The following is a 15959-nucleotide window of genomic DNA, read 5'->3' on the forward strand; positions in this document are numbered from 1 at the left end:
CGGGACATTCGCCTCAGAGGTGCTTGAGCACGGTCTCGGCGCTGCTTTCCTCCACGCCCTTGGCGTCCACGCCCAGGTACTCCACCACGCCGTCATTGGCGATCAGCGCGAAGCGCTTGCTGCGAATCCCCAGGCCGGCGCCGCTGGCGTCCAGCTCCAGGCCCAGCGCCCGGGTGAACTCGGCGTTGCCGTCGGCCAGCATGGTGATTTTCTCGGCGTTCTGGTTGTCCTGCCAGGCGCCCATCACGAAGGCGTCGTTGACCGCCATGCAGCCGATGGCGTCGGCTTTCTCAAGAATCTCGTCCGCGTTCACCACGAAGCCCGGCATGTGGGTGTTGGAACAACCGGGCGTGAACGCGCCGGGCACCGCGAACAACACCACCTTGCGGCCCTTGAAGAAGTCGCCGGTGGACAGGTCCTCGGGGCCTTTGGCGCCGTTGGTCTTGATGGTGACGTCGGGCAGCTTGTCGCCTACGGCAATGGTCATGATCGTATCCTGTGGGTGTCGAAAAGGACCTCGAATGTACCAGAACCGGCACCGTGGCGCCGAGCGCGACGGTGCGTCTTAAAGGCTCCGGCAACGTAAAAGAGTGTTGCCATTGCCACCGCCGGTTTGATCCCGCCGGCGCGGGTCTCCAGGCTGGGTGGCATTCATTGACAGCACCATCCACTGACACGAAGAAGGAGATTCGTCATGAGTCAGACCATCGTCATTACCGGCGCCAATCGCGGCATCGGCTATCACATGGCACGGCTGTGGAAGGAACGCGGCAATCAGGTGATCGCCGTGTGCCGTAGCTCGGCCACGCAGGAAGGCCGCGAGGATCTGCACGACCTGGGCATTCGCGTGCTGGAAGGCTACGACGTGAGCAAGGACCAGGATGTGGCGGCGCTCAAGAAGGAACTGGGCGACACCCCGGTGGACGTGCTCTACAACAACGCCGGCATGATGGAAAACGAGACCCTGGACGACCTGAACCTGGACACCATGCGCCAGCAGTTCGAGGTGAACACCCTGGGGCCGCTGCGCGTCACCCACGCGCTGCTCGACAATATGCGCGAGGGCAGCCGGGTGGGCCTGATGACCTCGCGCATGGGGTCCATCGAGGACAACGACTCCGGCGGTCGCTACGGTTACCGGGTCAGCAAGGCCGGCCTCAACGCCGCCGGCAAGTCCCTGGCCGTGGATCTGAAGGACCGGGGCATCCCGGTGGCGATCCTGCACCCGGGCTTCGTGAAGACCGACATGACCGGCAACAACGGCGACATCACCGCCGAGCAGGCCGCCCACCGTCTGGTGCAGCGCATGGACGAGCTGAACCTGGACAACACCGGCACCTTCTGGCACTCCGACGGCAGCGTGCTGCCCTGGTAAGCGATGATACCGATCGGGAAGATTACACGGCCATCTGGGGCTGACACTCGAATTTTTCCCGATCGGTAATTTTTATTGGCGTCCGCCCTCTGTTTCTTCATGATATTCCCGATCAGGAATATTTTGGAGAATACGATGTCGCCCTCCCCCTCACCCTACGTCGTGGAAAGCGCGAGCGAATTGGGCGCTCGCATTCGAGCGGCACGCAAAGCCCAAGGCCTGACTCAGGTGGATTTGGCGGAAATCGCCGGGGTCGGCCCGCGTTTCGTGTCGGAACTGGAGCGCGGCAAGCCCACCGCCCGACTGGAGCTGACCTTCCGCATTACCCGGCTGCTTGGCCTGGATCTCTTGGCCATACCACGAGGTGGCCGGCCATGAGTCGCGGCCTCAATGTCTGGTATCAGGACCGTTTGGTCGGTCGCCTCCTGGACAGCGGCGCGGGGCGGATGGCTTTTCTGTATGACGGGGATTGGCTGGGCCGGGGCTGGGCGATTTCCTGCAGTCTGCCCTTGGATGAAACTGGAGATTTCCTGCCTCCCGACCTTCGGGGTCACCATTTTTTCGCCAATCTGCTGCCCGAAGGCAACGCCAGGGACCGACTGGTCCGGCAATTGGCCGTCGCCGACGACGATCTTTCCCTGTTGGAAAAGCTGGGGGGCGATTGCGCCGGCGCTTTGCAGTTACTGCCACCGCATGAGTCGCCGGTGACGGAAGAGGCTCCAGAAACGTCGCGAGCCCTCGACGAATCAACCCTGATCGCCGCCATTGAACAGGGCCGCTCTGCCTGGCTGGACGGCGATACCGCACCGCGTCTTTCTCTTGCCGGGGCACAGGACAAGATACCGGTCCTGGCCACTCCGACCGGCGAAGGCGGCTGGTGTTTCGATCTGCCTGAAGGCAACGCGCCGTCCACGCACATTCTCAAGCTGCCGGTTCGGGATCTGAAGCAGGTTCCCTTGCTGGAAATCTATACCACACATATCGCAGCGCAACTGGGCTTGCCGGTGGCACCGGTGAAACTGGTAAGAATCGGCGAGCATATTGCGTCGCTGGCGGAGCGCTATGATCGCCATGTGCAACCCGGAAGGGTACGGCGCCTGCATCAGGAAGACTTCTGCCAGGCCCAAGGGCTTTCACACCGCCAGAAGTACGACATCAACGACGGCGGCTTTGCCCCGCTGTCGAACATTATTCAAACCTATTGCCGGCAACCGGCGACGGATTTACAAGCCCTGGCCCAATGGCAAATCTTCAATGCGCTGGCGGGTAACGCGGACGGCCATATCAAGAACCTGTCCCTGCTATCGGAAGGCGGGGGGGTATGGACACTGGCGCCTTTCTACGATCTGGTTTGTACACTTGCCATCGACCAGGTCAGCCATAAGCTGGCGTTGCCGGTGGGGGAACAGACCGACCCCGGCAATCTGCACCACACTCATTGGGAGGCGTTCGCCAGACAACTCGGCATGGCGCCCAAACGGGTTCAGCGGCTTATCAAAATCCAGGTGACGCACCTGGAAGCCCATCTGGACGACCTGCATCAAGCGTTTATCGAACAACACCGCCTCGGCCACGAACTGGATAAGGCCAAGGCGGTGATCAAGCAGCAGGTTAAACGCGCGAGACAGAACTGGCTCGCCTAGCGCGCAGCAGGCCGGCCACCAACAGGATCAGGAACGGCAGCAGCGACCCGAGCCCCAGGGCACCGCCGCTGCCGCCGCCGCCCATGGACGGGCGCGCCTGTTGGAACATGGGCGGGTTCTGGTCGGCACGGTGGGATGCCGGGGCTTGCGCCTCCCGTTGCGCCTTGGCCAGTTTTTCCAGCTCGCGTCGGTCCGCGTTACGGCGGTCGATGCCGTATTTCTCGAACATTTCTTCACGCAGCACCACCATGGAGGTGTAGTCGGTGACCAGGCCGTATTCCAGGGCCAGGTCGGTGATGCCCTCTTCCAGATCCGCGTCGGCGCCGAAGTTGTCGCGCTGGCGCTGCAGGTCCTGGATGGTGGCGTAGGCCCACAGCCGTTCCAGCTCCGGGTTGGCGCCGCCTTCGGCGGGGAACGGGAAACGGGTTCGATAGCGGCGCGTCTCGCCGCCGACCTTGGCACTCAGGGTCACGTCCGCCGGACCGTCGCCCCAGTAATGGCCGAGCACCACGATGCGCCCGCCCCGGTAGACGGTACCGATGCGCTCGGGGGTCAGGTCGGCGGTTTTCACGCCGTCGATGTCGAGGGTCACGTCGTTCATGGCCCGGTGGGTGAGCTTGCCGGTGGCCTGCATCAGCCGGCCGACCATGTCGTCGCTGTTGGAGACACTCAGGGCGAAGCCGTTACTGGCGTCGGTGAGGGCGGTGAGCAGCGGCCGGTTGGCGCTGTTGCCCATGATGAAGGTGAACAGCCGCACGTCGTAGCGGTCGAGCAATTCCAGAAAGCGCTTCTGCTCGGTGACGCCCACATTGGCCACCCCGTCGGTGACCAGGGCGATGCCGGTGGGGCGGTCCGCGTCCAGGGACTTCAGGCCGGTTTTCAGACCGTCATAGAGGTTGGTGCCGCCGCTGGATTGCAGCGTGGCCACCCGGTTCACGTAGTCACTCACCGCCTCCGGGGTCACCGCCACGAAGCCGGAGGTCAGTTCCCGGGCGCCATCGTTGAACAGCACGATGCGGAAGCGGTCCTCCGGCCGCAGCCGGCCCAGGGCCTTGCCGACGCCGTCCGCCAGGGTGGCCAGCTTGCCGGCCATGGAGCCGGACACGTCGAGCACGAACACCCAGTCGCGGCCGCCGGTCACCGGCGGCAGGTCATCGCCGGGGGTCAGGCTCATCATAAAGGTGCCCCGGTCACTGCCCGGTGCCTTGTAGGCCACCAGGTCCACGCTGCCGGGCAGATCCGGCGGGTAACGCCAGTACACCGCGATGTCCCGGTTCAGCTGGAACGCCGGCTGCCCGCCGGGGGAGCCCTGCCCTTCCGCGTCGGCGCCGCCCTCGTCGTCGCCGTGCGGCTGGCCGCCGGCCCGGTTATCCAGTGCCACCCGCCATTGGGTGGGGCTGGTTTGCGTCACCGCCGCGCCGGGCTGGTCCGGCACCCGCACCGCCGCCACCGGATAACCGGTGCGCAGGTTCAGGGTAAAGGTGAAATGCTCCTCCACCCGTTCGTTGGCGGTCCAGAAATCCAGCTGGCGCTGGTCCACCCCGCCCTCTTCCAGCGGGTACAGATAACGGCCCACGCCGGTGTCCTCGTCCACCGGCTGCAGGTACACCAGCCGCACGCGGGTGTCCTGGCCGGCCCGCACCGGGCTCACCTGCACATCAAAGGCTTTGTAGCCGTCCTGCTCGGTCAGTCCGGCGTCCCGGCCGGCCGCCTTCTCCTGCTCGTACACCTGGCGGGCCTTCTGCTTCTCCAGCACCTCGCCCACCACCGGTTTGCCGTCGATCCAGACGGTGAATTCCGCCACGGCCCCCTTCTCAGGCACCGGGAAACGGTAATGGGCTTCCAGATCGCGGTCGTGGGGATTGTGGAAGACCTGCTCCACCTCGGTAATGGCGTAACCGTCCTCCACGTCCACGGTGACGTGCTGCTCGTTCAGAGAGAGGGGCGGCAGGCCGCCGTCCGAAGGGGTCATCAGCCCGGCGGCGCGGGCACCGCTGGCGGCCAGCGCCAGCATCAGCGCGCCCGCCAGCCAGCGGCAGGGGGAAATCAGCGAAGTCATGTCGGTCTCCTGTCTCTTATTGGAACGTCCTTTAAACGCCGTTCAATAGATACAGGAGAAGCGCCGGATTATTAAACGCTGTTCATTAACAAGACTTTTCCGGAGGTGTTCAATAGCCCCGGAAGCAGCCGGTTCAGAGGTCGCAGCTGACCCCGAACACCGCCAGCCCCTCCACCAGATACTCCGCCAGCAACGGGTGCCCCAGCAGGTAATCCGCGGTTTCCGGGGTCCACTCGTCCCGGGCCAGCCGCAGGGCGCCGTCCCAATCGTCTTCCTGGAAATCACCGCGCCCCAGCCACATCAGCGCCACCACCTCGGTCTGCTGGTCCGGCTCCAGGTCGGCGATGATGGTGCGGAACTCCGCCTGGGACGGCTCACCGGCGCCGGTGGCCGGCATCGGCGCGTCGCCGGGCTGGTCGATGGGGTTGCTGCCGTCGTCCGGCAACACGATGGCTTCCTGGGACTGGAACGCCTGGGCCAGTTCCACCAGCCGGCACACGGTCTCGCCGCTCACATTGAGCATGGGATTCTCCTTCTCCGGGTCGGTTACCGCCGGCCGGGGCCGGCGTTCTCTGTCTAGGAAAAGGGTGGCATGCCCGGCCGGGATCACAAGGTGAAGGACGTAAAAGAGGGTCTCAGTGTGGGAGCGTCAGGCCACGTCGTGGTGGGGCTCGGTGATATCGCCACGCCCCGCCAACAGGCCCGCAACGGAAATATCCTCGTCCAGTTCCTCCCAATGGAGCCCCTGGCCGGTGTAGCTGATTCGACAGGCCGCCCGCTGTTCCGGCGTGGCATGCAGCAGTCTCGGGAACCAGGCCAACGGGACCCCGAGAGCGCGACCGTCAGTCAGCTCCACCCACATGGTCTCGTTGTCGAAGGTCACTGCCTTAGCGCTGGCGGAAGTGCTCATTCCAAGCCCTCTCGATCTCCTCGAAGTGTTCCGCGCTCGAACGATCCTTTCAATAAGAGCGGCTTAGCGGATTCAGCCTCCAGGCCACCTGCACGAAAGAGGTAACGCCGGCGTCCTTGAAGCGGTCCTGGCTGTCGATCACATCCTGGCGGGACAGTTCTTCCAGGGTATAGCGGTCGCCGTACAACCGCTGGATTTCGTCGGGCTGGACCGTGAACGGCGGGCCGTCCATTTCGGCCGGGTCGTATTCGAAGCTGATCAGCAGTTGCGGGGCGTTGCCGGTGAGGGTTGCGACGTGGGGGGCGTATCGGGCGCGCAGTTGTTCCGGCAGGGCCACCAGGGCGGCGCGGTCGTAGACCCGGTCCACCGGGCCCAGGTCGGCGGCGGTGAGCGCGAACAGGTCGCCCTGGAACACGGTCAGGTCGCCGTGGCGCCAGCGGTGGCCGCCGTCCCAGGACGTTACCTCGGGCTCGAATCCGAGTTCCTCGAACAGCTCCCGCACCGCCTGTTCGCTCAGTTCCGCGCCCGCCACCGCGAAGCCCTGTTCCAGCAGCCAGCGGATGTCCAGCGTCTTGCCGCACAGCGGCACGAACGTCCGGTCGCCGGAGGCGGGGTCGAGCGCCGGCAGGTGCCGTTTGAGCACCGGGTTGGCGAACGGCAGGTGCCAGCCCAGCTCCCGGTTTTGCCATTTTTCCCGCCAGAATTGCTTGTCCATGCTCGCCTCCGGGCTCAGTGGTCGCGTCGCAGAACCTGCTCGGTCTGTTGCAGGAGCTGCGGGAAATCCGGTTTCGCCACCACCGCCAGCGCCAAGGCATAAACGCCGTTGAGAAGGGCCAGGGCGGCATCGGCATGCATAAAGCTGAGCGCCACGATCATGAACGCCACCGCGTCCAGCATCCCCAGAAAGGCGAACATGCTGGTCTGCGTTTTGACCGCCGCCAGGGCCGCCGGCCCGTCCGGCGCCACGCGGCCGGCCAGCGAGCGGCGGGCCACCGCTTCCGGTTTCATGATCAGGTTACGCAGGGGCCGGGCCACCAGCAGAGTCAGCGCCATGGCGCCCAGGGCGAGCTGCCAGAGGGTTTCCCGGGGCAGCAGTTCGGCGACCGGCCGATAGGCCGCGAACCGCACCGCCAGCCACAGGGCCACGCCGATAAACATGGGCGCCGACAGGGTGACGAACCAGAGCAGGTTGAGGGTTTTGGGGGACGGTACGCGCGCACCGGCGGTCTGGCCCATAAACGGTTTCCTTTTCAGTGTGCTTCTTCCCAGTTGTCGCCGATGCCCACGTCCACGATCAGCGGCACCTTCAGGTCGGCGGCGGCTTCCATGCGGTGTTTCACTTCCCGGATCAGGGCGTCCACCTGGCCTTCCGCCACCTCGAACACCAGTTCGTCGTGGACCTGCATGATCATCAGGGCGTCGAAGTCGCTGTCGGTGAGCCAGGCGTCCACGTTGACCATGGCTTTCTTGATGATGTCCGCGGCGGTGCCCTGCATGGGCGCGTTGATGGCGGTGCGTTCGGCGGCCTGGCGGCGCTGGCCGTTGCTGCTTTTGATTTCCGGCAGGTAGAGGCGGCGGCCGAACAGGGTTTCCACGTAGCCGTTTTCGGCGGCGTCGGCGCGGGTGCGGTCCATGTAGCGTTTCACGCCGGGATAGCGATCAAAGTAACGGTCGATGTATTCCTGGGCTTCGCCACGGGGGATGCCGAGCTGGCGGGCCAGGCCGAAGGCGCTCATGCCGTAGATGAGGCCGAAGTTGATGGCCTTGGCGTTGCGACGTTCGTTGTCGGTGACCTGATCCAACTCCTTGTCCCAGACTTCCGCGGCGGTGGCGCGGTGAATGTCCAGGTTGTTGGCGAAGGCGTGCAGCAGGCCTTCGTCACCGGACAGGTGCGCCATGATGCGCAGCTCGATCTGCGAGTAATCGCAGGCCACGATCTTGCGGGCCTCCTTGCCGCTTTCCGGCGGCGGGGCGCGGAACGCCAGCCGGATCTTGCGGCCCTCTTCGCTGCGCACCGGAATGTTCTGCAGGTTCGGGTCGCTGGACGACAGCCGGCCGGTGGCCGCCACCGCCTGGTGGTAGGAAGTGTGCACGCGGCCGGTGCGGCGGTTGATCAGTTCCGGCAGTTTGTCGGTGTAGGTGTTCTTGAGTTTGGAAACACCGCGGTACTGCATGATCACGCCGGGCAGCTCGTGGCCTTCCAGGGCCAGCTCCTGCAGCACCGCCTCGGCGGTGGAGGGGGCGCCCTTGGGCGTTTTCTTGATCACCGGAATGTCCAGCTTTTCATAAAGGATTTCGCCCAGCTGTTTGGGCGAGCCCAGATTGAATTCCTGGCCGGCGACTTTGTAGGCCTCTTCCTGCAGTTCCATCATGCGCTTGGCCAGGGACTGGCTTTGATTGCGCAGCATGTCGGCGTCCACATAGGTGCCGTTGCGTTCGATGCGGCTGAGCACCGGCAGCAGCGGCAGTTCGATGTCCTCGAACACTTTTTTCAGGCCGTCGATGCCTTCCAGTTGCGGCCATAACGCCTGATGCAGGCGCAGGGTAATGTCGGCGTCCTCGGCGGCGTATTCCGCCGCTTCGTCCAGGCCCACCTGATTAAAGGTAAGCTGCTTGGCGCCCTTGCCGGCGATTTCCTCGAAACTGACGGTTTTGTGGCCCAGGTATTTGAGCGCCAGGGAGTCCATGTCGTGGCGGGTGGCCACCGAATCGAGCACGTAGGATTCCAGCATGGTGTCGAACTCGACGCCGCGCAGGGTAATGCCGGCGTTGGCCAGCACGCTCATGTCGTACTTCAGGTTCTGGCCCACTTTTTTCACCGCCGGGTCTTCCAGCAGCGGTTTGAGTTTTTCCAGCACCAGCGCTTCGGGCAGCTGCTCCGGCGCGCCGGCGTAGTCGTGGCCGAAGGGAATATAGGCGGCCTCGCCGGCGGCGGTGGCCACGCTGACGCCCACCAGGGCGGCGTCCATGTAGTTAAGGCTGGTGGTCTCGGTGTCGAAGGCAAACAGATCCACCGACCCGAGCTTTTTCAGCCAGGCGTCCAACTGGGCCTCATTGAGTACGGTTTCGTAGCTGTCCCGGGCGATGGGCTGTTCCGGGCTCAGATCCACGGCCCCGTCGGCGGCGGGGTCCTGGCCGTCCAGCAGCTCCACCAGCCAGCCTTTGAATTCCAGGTCGCGATAGTATTCGGCGAGCTTTTCCACCTCGGGCTGGCGCAGTTGCAGTTCTTCCAGTCCCTCGTGCAGTTCGCAATCCACCTTGATGGTGGCCAGTTCATAGGACAGAAACGCCTGCTCCCGGTGTTCCTCCAGCTTTTTGCCCATGGTCTTGGCGCCACGGAACCCCAGCTCCGCCACTTTATCCAGGTTGTCGTAGATGTTTTGCAGCGACCCCAGGCCGGTAAGCAGGGCCAGGGCGGTTTTTTCGCCGACACCGGGCACGCCGGGAATGTTGTCCACCTTGTCGCCCATCAACGCCAGAAAGTCGATGATCAGCTCCGGGCCGACGCCGAATTTTTTGTGCACGCCGTCGATGTCGTAGAGGGCATCGTTCATGGTGTTGATCAGGGTGACGTGCGGGTTGACCAGCTGCGCCATGTCCTTGTCGCCGGTGGAAATCAGCACCGCCCTTTCCTCCGCGCTGAAGATCCGCGCGAAGGTCCCGATCACGTCGTCGGCCTCCACCCCTTCCTCGATGATCAGCGGCAGGCCCATGGCCCGGATCAGGTCGTGCAGGGGCTGCACCTGGGCGCGCAGATCATCGGGCATGGGCGGGCGGTTGGCCTTGTACTCCTCGAACAGCTCATCGCGGAAGGTTTTGCCCTTGGCGTCGAACACCACCGCCATGTATTCCGGTTGGTAGTCCTTGATCAGCTTGCGCAGCATGGCGGCCACGCCGCGCACCGCCCCGGTGGGCCGGCCGTCGGAGGTGGTCAGCGGCGGCAGGGCGTGGAAGGCGCGGTACAGGTAGGAAGAACCGTCGACAAGAATGATCGGTTTGCGGTCGGCCATGGGGGTCCTTGGTTGGAGCGTGTTCGGGAGGACATAGTGTAGCGCCCGGAAGGGGCCGGGTCAGGGGGCCATGGCCTGACCCCACCCCGCTTTCCCTAAAGCCGCTCGCGAGCGTGGGCGAGGATCTCATCCACCGCCCGGCGGGCGGCGGGCAGCGCGCCGCCCATGGTGATGAAGCCGTGCACCAGCTTCGGGTAATCCAGGTTGACCACCGGCACGCCCGCTTCGCGCAGCCGTTCGCCGTAGGCCAGACCTTCGTCGCGCAGGGGATCGGTGGCGGTGATCAGCAGCGTGTCCGGGTGGCCAGCCAGTTCCGGGTTGCGCAGCGGCGACACCCGGAAGTCCTCGACCAGGCTTTCATCCTGCATGTAGTGGTTGTGGAACCAGTCGATCATGTCCCGGTCCAGCCCACCCTGGCCGCCGCCGAGAGCGGTGGCGGAAGGCATCTCGTTGGCGCCGTCGGTTTTCGGGTACACCGCCACCACCAGTTTCGGCGCCGGCAGGGCGTGCAGCGCCGCCTGCTGGGCGATCACCAGGCTCAGATTGCCGCCGGCGCTGTCGCCCATCACCGCCAGCCGGTCGCGGTCGATGCCCAGGTCACCGGCCTGCTCGGTGAGCCAGCGCCAGGCGGCCAGCACATCGTCGGCGGCGGTGGGGGCGGGGTGCTCCGGCGCCAGCCGGTAGTCCACATTGAGCACCACGGCGCCGGTCTGGTTGGCGATATGGCGGCAAAGCCGGTCGTATTCCCCGGCGCTGCCGATGGTGAAGCCACCGCCGTGGGCGAACAGGATCGCCGGAGCGCCGTTCGCCGGCGCCGGGCCCACCCGTTTACCGGGGCGGTAGAGCCGCACCAGGATATCGCCGCCCTCCACCGGCACGCGGATATCGCGCACTTCGGCCACCGCTTCCTCGGGCACGTCGAGCATGCGGATCATCTGGCCGTACAGGGCGCGGCCCCGGGGCAGCGGCAGTTCGTGGAAGCCCTTGCGGCCGTCCGAGAGCGCCAGCAGCAGACGCAGCTTCGGGTCCAGGGTGGAGCGGTCGACCTTTTCCAGCAGCCCGGCCAGGCGGCCGGCGACGCCGGCGGGCAGGGCCAGCAGGGCACGCACCGAGGTGCGTTCGATGTTTTCTTGCAGGGACATGCGGGTTCCTCGAAAAAACGGCCTGTTCAGCGAATCTCCGGGGTTATACCATCGCCGGACGTATCAGGCCCGGTCATCCCCGGCCTTTTTTCCCGCTCAGGGTGGATGCATGTCCGTTTATACCCGTCTCGGCGACGGTGAGCTGCGCTCACTGCTGGCCGGGTACGATCTGCGCCTGGAATTCGCCGAGGCGGCGCCCCATGGCATCGAAAACAGCACCTGGTTGATCCGCGCCCGAGACGAACAGGACTGCCCCCGTCCGGTGGTCCTGACCGTGTTCGAGCGCTTTACGGACGAGGGCCTCTGGCCCTACCTCACCCTGCTCACCACCCTGGCGGAGGACGGCCTGCCGGTGCCGGCGCCGGTGGCCGACCGCGCCGGTCGCCTGCTGCAGCGGGTGGCCGGCAAACCGGCGGTGCTGGTGCCACGCCTGCCCGGCCGCCATTGCTTCAAGCCGGAAACCGAACATTGCCGGCAGGTGGGCGCGCTGCTCGCCGACCTGCACCGGCAGCCGCCGGAGCCGGCGCGTGCCCTGCCGGACGAACGGGAACGGCTGGCCGACCTGAGCGAGCATCTTTGCCGCCTCAGCGACAGCGACCAGCGTCACGCCCGCCGGTTGCTCCGCCATTGGCGCAAGGTGGCCCCCGGCGACACGGTGATTCACGGGGATCTGTTCCGCGACAACGCCCTGTTCGACGAGCAGGGCCGGCTCACCGGCGTGCTGGATTTCTACAACGCCTGCCTGGAACGGCCGGAGTACGATCTGGCGGTGGCGCTGAACGATTGGGCGGTGTCGCCGGAAGGCCGGCCGGTGCCGCGTCGGGAGGCGGCGCTGATGGCCGGCTACCGGGACGCCGGCGGGGTCTGGGAAACGGCGGTGCTGGATCTGGCCCTGGCGGTGGCGGCGCTGCGCTTCTGGCTGTCGCGGCTGATGGGCCCGGTATCCGGTGAGGCCGAAGGCCAGGGCAGCAAGGACCCGGCTGAGTTCGCGCGTATTTTCGGTTACCGGTTCGACGCCCTGGGCGAACTGTCCTGAGCCACGGCTCAGCGGCCCGGGCCGGTAAGAATCAGATGGTTAACATGGGCCAGCCAGTCGCTTTCGTCCCAGAGCCAGGGATGATGAGGGTTGGCCAGGCTGGTGGGCGTCAGCGCCTGCACGCCGTCCGCCACCGCCCGCGCCACCACCGCCTCGCAGAATCGGGCCCAGCCGGCCGGTAACGCCTCCGGCTCGCCGGTGGGGGTCAGCCAGCCTTCCCCGAGCACCGGCTGCAGCCGCCGCACCCGGGCAAACGCCAGCCGCCGATTGAGCAGGTCATACAGGCGCCCGCGCCAATGGTCGCCGGTGGCGTTCAGCAGGGCACCGCGCAGCGGCCCCAGCCGCCGGTCGAGCAGGCCCGGCACCGGCAGGTCGGCGCCGGTGGCCAGCCGGAAGCGCGGGTCGTCGTCCAGCCACAGTCCGTAATCGAGAAAATCCAGCTCGCTGGTGTCCAGCTGGCGCAGGTATTCGCTGTGGCCGGCGGCGGCGCTCAGCCCCACCCGCAAGGTGGGGAAATGGGCGCGCAGCGCGCGCGGCACTTCCAGCAGATAGCGCTCCACCTCCGCTTCCTGGTCCCGCTGCCAGCGTTCCGGCAGCGGCCGCTGGGCGGAGCGGCCGAACACCCGGCGCACGGCGCCGTGGCTCCAGGGCGGAAACGGAAAATGGTGGCAAAAGTCCACCGCCACCACCCGATCCAGGTGCCCCCACTGACGCACCAGTTCCAGGGTCTCCGCCCAGACATCGACGAAATCCCCGGGGCGGCGCACGAAGGAACGGCGGGCGCGGCTGTCGGGCACGAAAAAGCCGGAAAACCAGAGGTTCAGATCGCGCTCGGCGGCGGCGTCCAGGAAGCGGCGCAGGGCCTTGCGGATGGGCACGGTGTGGGCGCCGCCGGGCAGGCCGCGGCGCGGATCCGGCTCGGCGAGAATCTCGCAACGGTCCAGGTGCACGCTGTTGGCCGGGGTGGCCACCAGATGCGGATAGGGGTCCAGGCGCACGGTGTTGAAGCCCCGCGCCCCCGCCTCATCGAGCCGGGCTTCCACGGCCCCGGGCACGGCGCCGTAGTCCCGGCCCAGCGGCCAGGCATAGTCCCAACAGGTGATGGCGAGCCGCTGGGTCTCTCCCTGACGCTGCCCCATGAAAGCACCTCAACCGATAAACGACTCAGGATAACGGTTTCGGGCCATGTCTCAATGGGACCGGGGGACAATAATGCGCGTCGCCCGGCCAATCAGGGGCTCAGACAGCGCTCGAAACCGGCCGCCACCACCTGATCCAGCCAGGCCGGGTACGCCAGGTCCGGGTGATCCCGACCCAGCGGGTCCAGCGCCACCTTGCGGCAGTCGGGGCAGAGACGCTGGATCAGATCCCGCTGCGCCTCCGGCTCCAGCACCGCGCAGGTCAGGTCCCGGTCAGCCACCTGTTGCGCCAGGGCCACGAACCGGCGGCTGCCCGGTCCGGCGCCCAATTGGGCGCTGACGGTGACCGGGGCGCTCAGGCCCAGGCGCTGCTGAAAGTAACCCCAGGGATTGTGGTAGCTGAGCCAGGCGCGGTCGGCCAGCGGCGCCAGCCGTTGGCGGGCCGATTGCCGGGCGCTTTCCAGCGCCTCGAGGAACCGCGCCGGCTCACCGTCCGGCAGGTGCCCGGCGTCCCGCGCCGCCAGACCCCGGGCCAGCGCCGCCATGTTGTCCGGGTCCAGCCACAGATGGGGGTCCAGGGCGCCATCGTGATCATGATCGTGGCCATGGTCATGGGCGTGCTCGTGCCCGCCCTCGCGGCGGGTCACGCCGGGCAGCGAGAGCAGCGCCACCGACGGCCCGTCGCGGCGCGCCATCAGGTCCGCCACCGCCGGTTCCGCCTCGGCGCCCAGCCACACCACCAGGTCCGCCTGGCGCAGGGTCAGCATCTGGCGCGGCGACAGCATGGGGTTGTGGGGGCTCTGGTTGGGGGCCAGCAGCGTGACCACCTCGGTCTGCTCGCCGTACAGGGCGCGCAGCGCCATGGCCACCGGCTCCACGCTGGCCACCACCACCCGGGCGGCGGCCGGGACGGACCACAGCAGGCTGGACACCAGCAACAGGGCAAACATCATCGGGCGCATGGCGTCTCCGCGAACATGGGACAAAAAATCACGCCCGGAGCGGCGTTACCCCGGGCGTCGGACGAACGATATAGTATATCATTACTCTTTTGCTCCGAACCGGATTTCTCCCGTTATGACTGAAGCGCTGGTGACGGTGGACCACGCCGCCCTGACCCTGGGCGGCCAGGCGGTGCTCGAGGACGTATCGCTGACCCTGGCGCCGGGCCGCATTACCACCCTGATCGGCCCCAACGGCGCCGGCAAAAGCACCCTGGCCCGGCTGGTGCTGGGCCTGGCCCGGCCGGACCGGGGCCGGGTGGTGCGCCGGCCGGGCCTTACCCTGGGCTACATGCCCCAGCATCTGCGCGTGGACGAGAGCCTGCCGCTCACCGTGGACCGCTTTCTGTGGCTGGCGGCGCCGGGCCGCACCGGCGCGCGCCGCGACGCCCTGCAGCGTACCGGTGTGGCCCATCTGCGGCGGCGCGCGGTGCGCCAGCTGTCCGGCGGCGAAATGCAGCGGGTGCTGCTGGCCCGGGCGCTGCTGCGCCGACCCGACCTGCTGGTGCTCGACGAGCCGGCCCAGGGCGTGGACGTGGCCGGCCAGGACGCCCTCTATGGTTTGCTGGGCCAGGTCCGCGACGAGACCGGCTGCGGCATTCTGCTGATCTCCCACGACCTGCATCTGGTGATGGCGCGCACCGACGAGGTGGTCTGCCTGCACCACCATGTGTGCTGCTCCGGCACCCCGGAAGCGGTGAGCCGGGACCCGGCCTACCAGCGCCTGTTCGGCACCCACGGCATGGCCAACCTGGCGCTCTACACCCACCAGCACGATCACGACCACGACCTCAGCGGCGATGTGCACGGCGGGCATACCCATGACGGCCATCACCACGGAGGCCACCACCATGATTGAACTGCTCGCCCCGGCGCTGCTGGCCGGTCTGGCGGTGGCGGTGGTCGCCGGCCCCATGGGCGCCTTCGTGGTGTGGCGGCGGATGGCGTTCTTCGGCGACACCATGGCCAACAGCGCCCTGCTCGGCGCCGCCCTGGCCCTGGCCCTGCAGGTCAATCTGTACCTGGCGGTGAGCGCCGCCTGCCTGACCGTGGCGGTGGTGCTGGTGGGCCTGCAACGCCAGCGGCAGATCGCCGACGACACCCTGCTGGGCATCGTCGCCCACATCACCCTGGCGCTGGGCGTGATCGCCCTGAGCCTGCAGGACAGCGTGCAGGTGGACCTGTTCGCCTATCTGTTCGGTGATCTGCTGGCGGTGGGCTGGTCCGACGTGCTGGCTCTGTGGGCCGGCGCGGTGCTGATTCTGGCGCTGCTGGTCTGGCAGTGGCGCCCGCTGCTGAGCATCACCGTCAATGAGGACCTGGCGCGGGTGGAAGGCGTGGCGGTGACCCGAACCCGTCTGCTGCTGATGCTGCTGCTGGCATTGCTGATCACCGGCGCCATCCGCACCGTGGGCGTGCTGCTGATCACCTCCCTGCTGGTGATGCCCGCCGCCGGCGGCCGCCGGCTGGCGCGCACCCCGGAACAGATGGCCCTGTTCGCCAGCCTGATCGGGCTGGCGGCGGTGACCCTGGGCCTGACCCTGAGCTGGTACGCCGACACGCCGGTGGGCCCGTCCATCGTGGTCACCGCCGCGCTGCTGTTCGGCCTGACCCTGCTGCGCCGGCCCGCCTCCTAGTTCATGT

The 15959-nt window shown here is 66.9% G+C and carries 16 protein-coding genes; 6 read left to right on the forward strand and 10 right to left on the reverse strand.

Annotation, left to right across the window (positions count from 1 at the left end; genetic code table 11):
- Positions 1–13: 13 nt before the first annotated feature.
- On the reverse strand, positions 14–487 hold the full coding sequence (locus tag IM760_RS00690; RefSeq protein ID WP_204426628.1) for a peroxiredoxin: 474 nt from the start codon (positions 485–487) through the stop codon (positions 14–16).
- 207 nt (positions 488–694) lie between these two features.
- Between IM760_RS00690 and IM760_RS00695 the strand changes: the two genes are divergently transcribed.
- The 3 genes from IM760_RS00695 to IM760_RS00705 all read left to right on the forward strand — a co-directional run bounded on the left by IM760_RS00695 (position 695) and on the right by IM760_RS00705 (position 3018).
- Positions 695–1375 carry an SDR family oxidoreductase gene (locus tag IM760_RS00695; RefSeq protein WP_204426629.1) on the forward strand — a complete coding sequence of 227 codons (681 nt, stop codon included), beginning with the start codon at positions 695–697 and terminating at the stop codon, positions 1373–1375.
- Between the two features lie 135 nt (positions 1376–1510).
- Positions 1511–1753, forward strand: a complete 243-nt coding sequence (locus IM760_RS00700) for a helix-turn-helix transcriptional regulator (RefSeq protein ID WP_204426630.1) — start codon at positions 1511–1513, stop codon at positions 1751–1753.
- Positions 1750–3018, forward strand: a complete 1269-nt coding sequence (locus IM760_RS00705) for a type II toxin-antitoxin system HipA family toxin (protein WP_204426631.1) — start codon at positions 1750–1752, stop codon at positions 3016–3018. The genes IM760_RS00700 and IM760_RS00705 overlap by 4 nt, the downstream gene beginning before the upstream one ends.
- On the opposite strand, the gene IM760_RS00710 is transcribed toward IM760_RS00705, so the two are convergent.
- The 7 genes from IM760_RS00710 to IM760_RS00740 form a co-directional block, all read right to left on the reverse strand.
- A complete protein-coding gene (locus tag IM760_RS00710; protein WP_204426632.1) occupies positions 2987–5077 on the reverse strand; it encodes a VIT and vWA domain-containing protein in 2091 nt (696 codons plus the stop codon). The genes IM760_RS00705 and IM760_RS00710 overlap by 32 nt on opposite strands.
- 133 nt (positions 5078–5210) lie before the next feature.
- Positions 5211–5600: a DUF3775 domain-containing protein gene (locus IM760_RS00715; RefSeq protein ID WP_204426633.1), complete on the reverse strand. Its 390-nt coding sequence runs from the start codon at positions 5598–5600 to the stop codon at positions 5211–5213.
- Between the two features lie 126 nt (positions 5601–5726).
- The gene (locus IM760_RS00720; RefSeq protein WP_204426634.1) at positions 5727–5987 is read right to left on the reverse strand and encodes a DUF2442 domain-containing protein; all 261 of its coding nucleotides are present in this window, start codon (positions 5985–5987) and stop codon (positions 5727–5729) included.
- 49 nt (positions 5988–6036) lie between these two features.
- Positions 6037–6702 carry a thiopurine S-methyltransferase gene (tmpT, locus tag IM760_RS00725; RefSeq protein ID WP_204426635.1) on the reverse strand — a complete coding sequence of 222 codons (666 nt, stop codon included), beginning with the start codon at positions 6700–6702 and terminating at the stop codon, positions 6037–6039.
- A 14-nt stretch (positions 6703–6716) separates the two neighbouring features.
- Complete coding sequence (locus IM760_RS00730) at positions 6717–7223, reverse strand: hypothetical protein (RefSeq protein WP_239549530.1); 507 nt, start codon at positions 7221–7223, stop codon at positions 6717–6719.
- 14 nt (positions 7224–7237) lie between these two features.
- Positions 7238–9997, reverse strand: coding sequence for a DNA polymerase I (gene polA / locus IM760_RS00735; protein ID WP_204426636.1), 2760 nt, complete (start codon positions 9995–9997; stop codon positions 7238–7240).
- Between the two features lie 95 nt (positions 9998–10092).
- Positions 10093–11139 carry an alpha/beta hydrolase gene (locus IM760_RS00740; RefSeq protein WP_204426637.1) on the reverse strand — a complete coding sequence of 349 codons (1047 nt, stop codon included), beginning with the start codon at positions 11137–11139 and terminating at the stop codon, positions 10093–10095.
- A 109-nt stretch (positions 11140–11248) separates the two neighbouring features.
- On the opposite strand from IM760_RS00740, the gene IM760_RS00745 reads away from it, so the two are divergent.
- Positions 11249–12175: a homoserine kinase gene (locus IM760_RS00745; RefSeq protein ID WP_204426638.1), complete on the forward strand. Its 927-nt coding sequence runs from the start codon at positions 11249–11251 to the stop codon at positions 12173–12175.
- Positions 12176–12183: 8 nt separating this feature from the next.
- Here IM760_RS00745 and IM760_RS00750 read toward each other — a convergent pair whose 3' ends face one another.
- A complete protein-coding gene (locus IM760_RS00750; protein ID WP_204426639.1) occupies positions 12184–13314 on the reverse strand; it encodes a cellulase-like family protein in 1131 nt (376 codons plus the stop codon).
- 92 nt (positions 13315–13406) lie between these two features.
- A complete protein-coding gene (locus IM760_RS00755; RefSeq protein WP_204426640.1) occupies positions 13407–14276 on the reverse strand; it encodes a metal ABC transporter substrate-binding protein in 870 nt (289 codons plus the stop codon).
- Positions 14277–14391: 115 nt separating this feature from the next.
- Between IM760_RS00755 and znuC the strand changes: the two genes are divergently transcribed.
- Positions 14392–15174, forward strand: coding sequence for a zinc ABC transporter ATP-binding protein ZnuC (znuC, locus tag IM760_RS00760; protein WP_204426641.1), 783 nt, complete (start codon positions 14392–14394; stop codon positions 15172–15174).
- Positions 15167–15952, forward strand: a complete 786-nt coding sequence (gene znuB, locus IM760_RS00765; protein WP_204426799.1) for a zinc ABC transporter permease subunit ZnuB — start codon at positions 15167–15169, stop codon at positions 15950–15952. Before znuC ends, znuB begins: the two co-directional genes overlap by 8 nt.
- Positions 15953–15959 lie beyond the last annotated feature (7 nt).

Origin of the sequence: Alloalcanivorax marinus (assembly GCF_016906305.1) — a bacterium.
Taxonomy (GTDB): domain Bacteria; phylum Pseudomonadota; class Gammaproteobacteria; order Pseudomonadales; family Alcanivoracaceae; genus Alloalcanivorax; species Alloalcanivorax marinus.